The sequence below is a fragment of the Winogradskyella litoriviva genome, from assembly GCF_013249065.1.
GTDB lineage: Bacteria > Bacteroidota > Bacteroidia > Flavobacteriales > Flavobacteriaceae > Winogradskyella > Winogradskyella litoriviva.
The window spans coordinates 1-9,826 of the sequence record NZ_JABRWQ010000011.1; the positions used below are offsets into that span (position 1 = coordinate 1).

A 9,826-nucleotide genomic window follows, 5' to 3' on the forward strand; every position below is an offset into this window, starting at 1 on the left:
AATGTGTATAACTAATTGCTGTATTAGTCTCTACTTGCGAATATTCCTTCGGAATATTCACGGGTTCGTAAATGTTTGCTATCTTAGTTGCTTAATCCACGCAACTAAGTAATACACGCACACGTTGTGTACAATTAAAAAATGAGTTACTACCATAAATATATTCATTCTTTTTGGCTTCCATTATTAGCATTAATTGGAATTTTGATAGTACGCACGATTGGAATAATAAATGGCTCTAGAATAATTTATAAAGTATTCCCTTACATTACATATTTAATTATTTTTTCAATAGGAATATCTTTGATAATTAACTTATCGAGAAAAAATTGGACTCACGCAGTTTTAAAACTAATAATTAGTTTATTTCTGATTCTATTCTTTTTTATAATTGTTAATCCAACTGATTTATTCTTTTCTAATTTAGATATCCCTAAAAATATCAAATACGAGAAACCCGTCAATCTTAATTCTTTAAGTATTGATTCAATTAAAAAAAATAAAAGCTATAATGAAAACTTCTATTTATCTGGTGAATTAGGAATATATGAAACAATAGTATGGATAAAACCGAAAGAAGATGGAGAGATATACTTGAGAGCTTTCGAAGAAGTTGGGAACATTGAACTTTCTGCTAGCAGACTGAAAGAACGTTCTAAAGTTAGAGTGACAAAAAATGAATTGACACTCTATAATCAAGATTTTACAATTTACGAGGGAGTTTGGGAAAAGTATTATATAGCAAGAATAGAAATTTGGATGAACCCAAAAGTAGGGCAAGATTATAAATTAAAAGATAAAGTATTCTTAATTGATGGCTGGGTGAGATAAATAAAATAACTGTACACAACACCGTGCATAATTAATTGCTTTTTATGTGCTTACTTGCGAAAATTCCTGCGGAATTTTCTTGGGTTCATAAAAGTTTGCTAATTTAGTTGCTTAACCACGCAACTAACCATACACAAACACGTTACCCACAATTAAGAACAACATTATGAATAAAGAAATTATCGAATATTATTTTGGAGATTTTGTAACACCATTAGGAAAACCGAATCTAATACTTGTTGGAATTGAAGAAGAGAACGGAATGTCTTGTGAAAAATATATAATATTTGAGGAATTGAATGGGAATTGCTCTCATATTGGAGAAAATGTTACGAGCCCAAAAATTGAAGGACTTTCTGATTCACTTCAAGAGTTTATGCAAAATCAAGGTTTTGAGCATTCGAAAAGTATTATATCATTAGAAGCATATAAAGAAGCTGAAAAACAAAATTCAAATGCATTTCATTTTGGTTTCAGAGAAATTAATTTGAGACCGACAAACCAAACGGCGTTTTTAATGCATATAAACCGAAAAGACACTTACAATTAAATTGGATTGAAAAAAACACAAAATCTGATAAACTAAAAGAGCTTATCCGATTACATAAAACTATTAAATTAAACACTAAAGAATTTAAAAAATGAACAGAACAATATTGGTAAATGTCAATTTAGAGGGTAATTATAATCACAACTTAAATGAGGCTTTTGAACAAGTCCGACAAGCTGTAGATGAACAAAATGCCCAAGGTTACAAAGTGGTTTCTGTTACACCTTTAACAGGTAGTGATAGCAGTTTTGATTATGATAATTCAGAAAATCAATCTTATGGATATGGCTATGGCATTAGCTTTACGACTGGAATTATTTTAATTTTTGAGGAAGTTGCCGAAGAATAAACTGTGGGTAACAACGTATATAATCCATTGCTAGTGAGAGCCTACTTACGAAAATCCTCGCGGATTTTCTATTCGGTTTTTATTTGCTAAATTACGTGCTAAACCACGCAACGTATCATATACAAAACCGTTACCATACATTTGAGAAAAACATTCTACATTTTAACAATCATCGTCTTTATTTTGTCTTGTAAGCAAAAAATAAGCGAACCTGAATTGAAAATTGACGAACCAAAAGAAAGCATTTCTGAACAGAATCCTGTTATCTGTAAAAAACTATCTGCAAACGAAATTGAATTAAAAACTTGTTTAAAAGAGTATGACTTTTTCATTCTAAAAACTATTGACGAAAAAACATTGTATCGGAATGACAATAATCCTTCTGAATTTATTTTGACCGATTTTAATGAGGACGGATTTTTAGATATTGAACTGCATTTTATGACCAACGTTCCAGATGTGAACGAAATTCTTATTTTCAATCCTGAATTAAAAATATATACAGAAATAGAGAACTTTTCAAGCTTTCCTGCTTCAATAAAAATTAAAAACACAAATTATTACTACTCTTATGAAAGAAGCGGTTGTGCTGATTCGAATTGGGATAGCTATTTGTATTATTTAAAAGAAAACAAAGCTATAAAAATCGGTAATATTCATACAATAGAATGTGATAATGAAAGTGACAACGGAATTTATATTTACAAAATTAACGGAGAAAATAAAGAACAGATAAAGCTCATTCCGATACCGAAAAAAGGCTTTGAAAATAAATGGGAATTTATAGAAAAGTATTGGAATGAAAATTATATGAAATTTGAATAAAAACGTATGGTAACACCGTGTATAATTAATTGCTTTTTACGTGCTTACTTGCGAAAATTCCTTCGGAATTTTCTCGGGTTCGTAAAAGTTTGCTAACTTAGTTGCTTAACCACGCAACTAACCATACACAAACACGTTAGCTTTAATGCTCGTTGAACCTCAGAATTAACAATTAAAAAACGAAAAAAATGATTTATTTAGGAATGATTGGAGCTTGGCAACTAATTCTAATATTAGTTGTTTTATTTCTTGGAATTTTACCAACTATAATTGCTCTTGTAGATATTTTGAAGAGCGAATTTAAAGGGAATAATAAAATTGTTTGGATATTAGTCGTTCTATTTACAAACTTTTTTGGTGCGATTTTATATCTTTTAATTGGTAGAGAACAAAAAATAACAATTGACAAGATGTAAACAGATTTTAAGCAAGTTAAAGGAATTGAAAAAAGGCTAGTTTATTTTTCGATTTTTTTTTTAGAATTTTAAGGTAGATAAATCAGAAAAACTGTGTGCGAAATTTCAAAAATTTTCGGAATTACCACTCAAACGTGAAATGAAAAACAGCTGCGGAATTGCTTACTCAAACTCTGAATTGAATTACGGTTGACTTTTTAGCCTGTTTGCGCAATCGAAACTGGAATAATAACGCTGGAATTACTCACTCAAACCTGAATTAAAAAACGGTCGGAATTTGAGCTAGTTTGTGAAATGAACTAAAAACAGAAATTTAAGAAATTGGATTAAAATGCTGTCCGAAAAACAAAAAACGGAATGAATTATAAAAGCACTAAAAGCTAACAACGTGTATAATTCATTACGGCGGAATTTCCTATCGGAAATTCCAAGCATATTTGCTATCTTTCGTTCTTAATCGGAAAAATCCGCTGGATTTTCCCGTAACGAAATCATACACAACCACGTTGTCTATAATTTATGAAAACACTTTTGTTAACATTAATATTTTGTCTTTTTAATCTGAATTCTTCCGAAATTATCGGAAAATATCAAATTGAAAGCAATCGTGCTGGAGATACTCTTGAATTGAAAAAAGACGGAACTTTTGAATATGAATCACGTGGAGACAGTTGTTATATGTGGTCTGACTTTTCGGGTACTTGGGAATTGAAAAATGACGAATTAACACTTTTTCATAACTACTCATTTCAAGAAGAAACGACAGAATATATTGAGAAACTAGATAAATTTTCTAGAGACTTTGTGATATTTGAGGTTACGGATAAAAACGGAAAACCTATATCTGAATTTGAAGTAAAATATTCCATTAATAATGAAATTCAAATCAAGAAAACCGATAAAAATGGAATTATAAAGTTCAATAAATATGATATTGAATCTGGTAAAAATGAAAATGTCGGAATTCAAATAAAATATCTAACTAATGGAAACGAAACATCAGAAAGCACTACTGTCAATGGAAATTCTGACAAAATTACTTTGAGAATTAATGACAAACCAAAGACAATTGAGAAAAGAGAAAAATATCGTTTCTCTTATAAAAATGGAATATTAAAGTCAATTGAATTTCCTTACGTTGAAGAAACTAGTACGTATAAAAAACTATAGACAACACCGTGTATAATTAATTGCTTGGTCACTGCCGACTTACGAACATTCCTTCGGAATATTCTATCTGTGATTTGTTTGCTAACTTAGTTGCTGAAACACGCAACTAACCATACACATCGCCGTTAGCCAACATTTATAAAAGCCAAGTAACAGAATTGAATGAAAGATAGTTTTATAGTAATCGATAATGTAAGAGAAAGTGATATTCTAAAAGCTCTTCAAGAATTATCCAATCTGTATTCTGACACTGGATTTACTGATGAAATTAAACTATATCGAAAAAAAGATAAATATGATTCTTTTCTAATTCAATTTACAAATTTGCCAGACTTTGAGCGATTCTCATACTTTGTTAACTACTTGTTTTATCCTTTTGGCATTGAAAAATTTGAACCATTGCTTAAAGGATATTATCAAATTCGAAATATAACAGAATCTTTTGAATTCAAAACAGGAGAATGGATTATGCTATTTATGACAAAAAATCATACAGACTATGATGAAGTAAGTTTAGTAAATGAGAAAAATGAAAATTTTAATTATGACTTTGGAGGTGGAACAAAAAAATTAAATCAACAATTAGAAATGTTCAAGTTAATTAAGATTGATTTGAGTAACTATTATCACGTCAAGGACATAAATCCTGACAAATCTAAACCTGATTCTGAATCAAAGCCTTGGTGGAAATTTTGGTAAAAAAACGTTGGCTAACACCGTGTATATTTAATTGCTTCATTCTAGCCTACTTGCGAAAATTCCTTCGGAATTTTTACTGGTTCGTTAAAGTTTGCTAACTTAGTTGCCTAACCACGCAACTAACCATACACAAACACGTTAGCCTTTATTAAAAAAACACTTTGGCAAATAAATGAACTTATCTCTACCAAAACCTATAATACGTAATCAAGAGAATCAGACAGAATTCCGGTGGAAAAACTTTTGGTGCTTATTAACTATGTTCGTTATAGCAGCCATTGCTAATATACCTCATTCTAGAGCTGTTAAAGAATTAACTTCTAAAGCTAGTGAATTGGAGAACTCTTCAATTCTTCAATCAATAATTTCAAATGGAGTAACTTCTTTAATTATTGGATCTATTCTTATTTGGATTGGATTATGGGTATCTGCTAAAGCAAACCTTGGAGCACCTTTAATTGTAGAAAAATTATCTGGAAAACCATTTTCTGAGGTTTTTAATAAAAAAATAGTCTTTGCAAGTATATTTATCGGTATCATTTTAGGGGTATTTATTCTAGGGTTACTTAAAATTCAAGAATTTATACTTCCAATAGGTACTGCAAAAGCTAAACATCCTTCTGCAATTCCTAATCTATTTGCATCATTTTCAGCTGGAATTACTGAAGAAATAATATTCCGTTTAGGTATTATGTCATTAATTGTAACGGTAATTAAATACATTATTAAAACAAAAAAAGCTTCCAATCGAATAGTATGGACTGGAAATATAATAACTGCTTTATTATTTGGACTTATTCATATTCCAATGTCAAGTAATTATTTCGACCAAACACCAATTGTAATCGGAACTATAATATTGGGAAATGTGATAACAGGAACAACATTTGGTTGGATATTTTGGCGTTATGGCTTAATAATGGCTATGATAGTCCATTTTATTTCGGATGTTGTTCTTCACGTAATTGGTTCGCCATTCGGATAAACAATTACTGAAAATTGAAAAATAACAAAGGCTAACAACGTGTATAATTAATTGCTGGCTTCTTGCCTACTTACGAAAATTCCTGCGGAATTTTCACGGGTTCGTAAAAGTTTGCTAACTTAGTTGCCAAACCACGCAACTAACCATACACAAACACGATGTGGTGAAATTGCCTGCGGCACGTAGAATCGCGTTTTCCAAACGCTTCCTTTCTACTAATTTCACCACATCGTCCACTGTTAATTGCACCTCCCAAAATTTTGTGATATATTTAGTCGAGTCTAGGTGAGCTCCACACGAAACTACACACATCAGCGTGTATAGCGAATGAGGCGCAATTATGGCTCCTCGTGAGGCGCGCCTCACTTCGCCATACACAGTGGACGTTGTGCGTCATTTAAGAAAAACCGTGAAATACAAGAAAATTAGAGGTTTAAAAAGAAAGGTTGCGAAAATTCAAAATTGGATTGAGGAATACTTGGAATTGGATATTGAACAGTTATCTAAACACAAATATCGCTATTCAAAAGTGTATGTACAACCTTGGGATAATCTGACATTAACTAAAAGTGAAATTCCTGAACCAAAAGGAAAAGCAAAAAAAGAGATAATAAACGGACTTGAAAAAATTTATGATAGTTGGAAAAAAGAATTGAACAAAATAAACCAACCTTATTATCTGAAAATATGGTTAAATGAACCTCGATTATCTAAATCCCAAGTTGTTTGTGCACTTGGAGAAAGAATTGAACATTATGAAAACCTATTTACAGAAGCCGATTTTAAACAAAATGATTCCTCGTTCACTAAACAAATGAGTTCTGACTTTAAATGGGAACCAAAACTTGATGAATTTCATTATTGGAAAAATGATTTATTGTGGCCAATTGACCAATATGACAAAATAGAAAATGCAGATATTAAAAAAGAAAAAACCACTTATTCAGACGGAACAGAAGACACTGTTTTCTTCGTCCCTGTTGGGAAAATTTGGATTGGAGAAAAATAAAAACGAACGCACAACAATGTATAACCGCAATTACGGCGGATTCGACTACGTCCGAATCCACTCGGAATTGCTAACGTCTGTGCTAAACCGAAAAATTTGTGTACTTTAACCCGTAACTGACGGTTATACGAGACCGTTGTAGCCAATTAAACCATACTAATGAAAAAAAACTTTCTACTCATATTCATTTGTATTTTTATGATTTCCTGCAAAGGAAAAGTTACCGAAAATAAAAGAACTCATTACCAAGAGATAATCGATGGACCTGCCAATTTCCGCGATAAAATAAATGGTAAATTAATATTTGAACTAAATGATAGTATTGGTGTTCAAATTACTGATTTTAGGAAAGAGTGGTGTGAAGCTGGATTGTTTATTGGTATATCAGAGACTGAATATAGAAATGGTCAATTAAACCCTAATAGAAAAATTAAAAACTCAAGAAATAAAACGATAGGAATAACAAAAGATTCAGTCGACATTGTTTTTGATGGAGAAGAAGATGGAAAATATTTTGGTTTTATAGCAGGGTTTACACATAAAAATAATATTAAAGAAAAATATCTTCTAGAAAAAGAATTAGAATCATACATTAATAACAATTCTAGAAAAAAATCAGACTTTGATTTCTTTATAAATAATTTTGACCTTGAGCTTAAGGAATCATTTTTGAATTACGAAAGCTATTTTAAATATGAAAATTGGATAACTGACCCTTCCCCAGGATTCAGAATATTGTTATTGTTTGAGGAAAGTGAATTAAAAGGTGTTCTACATTCAAGAAGTTTAAAATTAAAAAAATCTAACACATCCAAAGTTAATGACATTTATAAGGTAACATTCTTTGATGATTATCCGAAAGGAAAACAAGATAATTTTATAAGTTCTATAAAGGAATGGCTTAATGGTGTAGATTAAAAAAACTGGCTACAACAACGTGTATAATTAATTGCTTTTTACGTGCTTACTTGCGAAAATTCCTGCGGAATTTTCACAGGTTCGTAAATGTTTGCTAACTTAGTTGCTTAACCACGCAACTAACCATACACAACAACGTTGTAACACATTGGATTAATGAAAAATAAGATGAAATTATTAATCAAACTGATTGAGAATTATGAGAATAATTTGATTACAGCAGATTCTACGATTTACGAGTTTAATAAAATAGCAAATTCACCAATTGATAAATTCATTCTTGAATCATATTGGAAGTCAGAAAGTATTGAGGAATTTGTTGCGAGTTACTCGTATGAGGAAATCAATGATTGGAAAGAAATTGATGATGAAAGAGCTATGAATTTAATAAATGAGTATAAGGAGAATTTTGGTGAGAAATTAATAACGGAAAGAATTATCAAAGCTTTGGAGAAAAGATATTCAAAAACTCAAGGTTCGTTAAATGAGATTATTTATGAGAAAACAACAACAGAAGTATTGAGTTTCTTGAAAAAAGATACAGTGATACGATTATAAAAACGTGTTACAACACCGCATATAATTTATTGCTAGTTCAAGCCGACTTACGAAAATCCTAGCGGATTTCCTATTTGGTTTTTATTTGCTAAATTAGTGCTTTAAACACGCAACAAACCATATTCAAACCCGTTGGGCACAAGCTGAAAAACAGAATGACGAAAAAAATTGGACTTTTAATTTTAATAATTTTTCTATCGATTATTCTCGCTTCGATTTACGGATTTTTACACAATCAAATTTCTTACTCAATCTCACCTGAATATTTTACAAAATTTAAGTTCCGCCAATTTGACTTCTATTTTATGGGAGAAAATCAACCGAGACTAACAGCTTCTTTAGTTGGAATATTATCAACTTGGTGGTTCGGACTTTTAATCGGACTGATAAACGGAATAGTTGGAATGTTCCAACTGAATTCCAAAATTATGTGGAAAAGCGCTTTCGGAGCAACAGTTCGGACATTAGGAATCGCAATCGGATTTGGAGTTATAGGAATTCTGGTTGGTAAGTTAATAATCTCAAACTTAGACGCTCATTGGAATCTATCAGTTGAATTGACTGACCAAAAAAGTTTTTTAACTGCTGGAGCAATGCATAATTTCAGCTATATTGGTGGAATAATTGGACTGATTTACGGAATAAGATATCAACTGAAAATCAAAAAAGCCAATGCCCAACACCGTGTATAATTAATTGCTTTTTTTAGCCTACTTGCGAAAATTCCTGCGGAATTTTCACGGGTTCGTTAAAGTTTGCTAACTTAGTTGCTTAACCACGCAACTAACCATACACAAACACGTTAGGCAACATTTGGGAAATGAGTAACGCAATCAAATTTGGAATACTAAATTCAATAATCGGACTTATTCTCGGAATTTATATTGCGAATTCTGCAATTGGAGATGGATATTGGACTTTGTCAATTGGCGCACCAATTTCAGCATTCGTTTGCGGATTTTATTTCTGGAAGTTGATTTTCAAAAAATCGACTGAAAACAGAAACGGAAAACTAATTTTAATCGGACTTTTGACTGGAACAGTTTCTCATTATCTATGTTGGATTTTACTAAATATCGGAATGAATATTTGTTATTGGACTACTGGGAATTGTACAAGTTCACTTGGCGAACCACCAGCTCAAATATGGCAAATGTTGATTTTTGGAATTGGAATGACAAGCTGGAGTTTATTATTTTATGGTTGGATAACTGTTCCAAGTTCAATCGCAATTGGATTTATAGTTGACCGAATAAATAAAAACGTTGCCTAACAACGTGTATAATTAATTGCTTTGGTCGTTGCTTACTTGGAAAATTCCTTCGGAATTTTCTTGCGTTCGTTTTTGTTTACTAAATTAGTTGCTTAAACGCGCAACTAACCATACACAAACACGTTGGCACACATAAAAAAAATGATTACGATTATAAAGAAATATAAAGCGGAAATAATATTTGGAATAATTTTAATAGTTCATTTTAGCGGAATAATTAAAAATATTGAAGTTTATGAAATT

General features: G+C 30.9%; 13 protein-coding genes. All 13 read left to right on the forward strand.

What is annotated here, in order from left to right; genetic code table 11:
* Positions 1 to 141 precede the first annotated feature (141 nt).
* On the forward strand, positions 142 to 831 hold the full coding sequence (locus HNV10_RS16740) for a hypothetical protein (RefSeq protein ID WP_173302555.1): 690 nt from the start codon (positions 142 to 144) through the stop codon (positions 829 to 831).
* A 166-nt stretch (positions 832 to 997) separates the two neighbouring features.
* On the forward strand, positions 998 to 1,381 hold the full coding sequence (locus HNV10_RS16745) for a hypothetical protein (RefSeq protein ID WP_173302557.1): 384 nt from the start codon (positions 998 to 1,000) through the stop codon (positions 1,379 to 1,381).
* A gap of 91 nt (positions 1,382 to 1,472) precedes the next feature.
* A complete protein-coding gene (locus tag HNV10_RS16750) occupies positions 1,473 to 1,730 on the forward strand; it encodes a hypothetical protein (protein ID WP_173302559.1) in 258 nt (85 codons plus the stop codon).
* A 216-nt stretch (positions 1,731 to 1,946) separates the two neighbouring features.
* On the forward strand, positions 1,947 to 2,555 hold the full coding sequence (locus HNV10_RS16755) for a hypothetical protein (protein WP_173302561.1): 609 nt from the start codon (positions 1,947 to 1,949) through the stop codon (positions 2,553 to 2,555).
* 188 nt (positions 2,556 to 2,743) lie between these two features.
* On the forward strand, positions 2,744 to 2,971 hold the full coding sequence (locus tag HNV10_RS16760) for a PLD nuclease N-terminal domain-containing protein (RefSeq protein WP_173302563.1): 228 nt from the start codon (positions 2,744 to 2,746) through the stop codon (positions 2,969 to 2,971).
* A gap of 519 nt (positions 2,972 to 3,490) precedes the next feature.
* A complete protein-coding gene (locus tag HNV10_RS16765; RefSeq protein ID WP_173302565.1) occupies positions 3,491 to 4,141 on the forward strand; it encodes a hypothetical protein in 651 nt (216 codons plus the stop codon).
* Between the two features lie 162 nt (positions 4,142 to 4,303).
* Entirely contained in the window at positions 4,304 to 4,840 is a 537-nt protein-coding gene (locus HNV10_RS16770; protein ID WP_173302567.1) for a hypothetical protein, read from the forward strand.
* Positions 4,841 to 5,099: 259 nt separating this feature from the next.
* Entirely contained in the window at positions 5,100 to 5,825 is a 726-nt protein-coding gene (locus tag HNV10_RS16775) for a CPBP family intramembrane glutamic endopeptidase (RefSeq protein WP_173302569.1), read from the forward strand.
* A 409-nt stretch (positions 5,826 to 6,234) separates the two neighbouring features.
* Entirely contained in the window at positions 6,235 to 6,834 is a 600-nt protein-coding gene (locus tag HNV10_RS16780; protein ID WP_173302571.1) for a hypothetical protein, read from the forward strand.
* A 159-nt stretch (positions 6,835 to 6,993) separates the two neighbouring features.
* A complete protein-coding gene (locus tag HNV10_RS16785; RefSeq protein ID WP_173302573.1) occupies positions 6,994 to 7,752 on the forward strand; it encodes a hypothetical protein in 759 nt (252 codons plus the stop codon).
* A 156-nt stretch (positions 7,753 to 7,908) separates the two neighbouring features.
* Entirely contained in the window at positions 7,909 to 8,310 is a 402-nt protein-coding gene (locus tag HNV10_RS16790) for a hypothetical protein (protein ID WP_173302575.1), read from the forward strand.
* Between the two features lie 155 nt (positions 8,311 to 8,465).
* Positions 8,466 to 9,002: a hypothetical protein gene (locus HNV10_RS16795; protein ID WP_173302577.1), complete on the forward strand. Its 537-nt coding sequence runs from the start codon at positions 8,466 to 8,468 to the stop codon at positions 9,000 to 9,002.
* 128 nt (positions 9,003 to 9,130) lie between these two features.
* On the forward strand, positions 9,131 to 9,583 hold the full coding sequence (locus HNV10_RS16800; protein ID WP_173302579.1) for a hypothetical protein: 453 nt from the start codon (positions 9,131 to 9,133) through the stop codon (positions 9,581 to 9,583).
* Positions 9,584 to 9,826 lie beyond the last annotated feature (243 nt).

Bases quoted from the DNA above. Each gene is read 5' to 3' on its own strand.
- HNV10_RS16740 (WP_173302555.1), top strand. From the start codon at position 142: ATGAGTTACTACCATAAATATATTCATTCTTTTTGGCTTCCATTATTA.
- HNV10_RS16745 (WP_173302557.1), top strand. From the start codon at position 998: ATGAATAAAGAAATTATCGAATATTATTTTGGAGATTTTGTAACACCA.
- HNV10_RS16750 (WP_173302559.1), top strand. From the start codon at position 1,473: ATGAACAGAACAATATTGGTAAATGTCAATTTAGAGGGTAATTATAAT.
- HNV10_RS16760 (WP_173302563.1), top strand. From the start codon at position 2,744: ATGATTTATTTAGGAATGATTGGAGCTTGGCAACTAATTCTAATATTA.
- HNV10_RS16765 (WP_173302565.1), top strand. From the start codon at position 3,491: ATGAAAACACTTTTGTTAACATTAATATTTTGTCTTTTTAATCTGAAT.
- HNV10_RS16770 (WP_173302567.1), top strand. From the start codon at position 4,304: ATGAAAGATAGTTTTATAGTAATCGATAATGTAAGAGAAAGTGATATT.
- HNV10_RS16775 (WP_173302569.1), top strand. From the start codon at position 5,100: ATGTTCGTTATAGCAGCCATTGCTAATATACCTCATTCTAGAGCTGTT.
- HNV10_RS16785 (WP_173302573.1), top strand. From the start codon at position 6,994: ATGAAAAAAAACTTTCTACTCATATTCATTTGTATTTTTATGATTTCC.
- HNV10_RS16790 (WP_173302575.1), top strand. From the start codon at position 7,909: ATGAAAAATAAGATGAAATTATTAATCAAACTGATTGAGAATTATGAG.
- HNV10_RS16795 (WP_173302577.1), top strand. From the start codon at position 8,466: ATGACGAAAAAAATTGGACTTTTAATTTTAATAATTTTTCTATCGATT.
- HNV10_RS16800 (WP_173302579.1), top strand. From the start codon at position 9,131: ATGAGTAACGCAATCAAATTTGGAATACTAAATTCAATAATCGGACTT.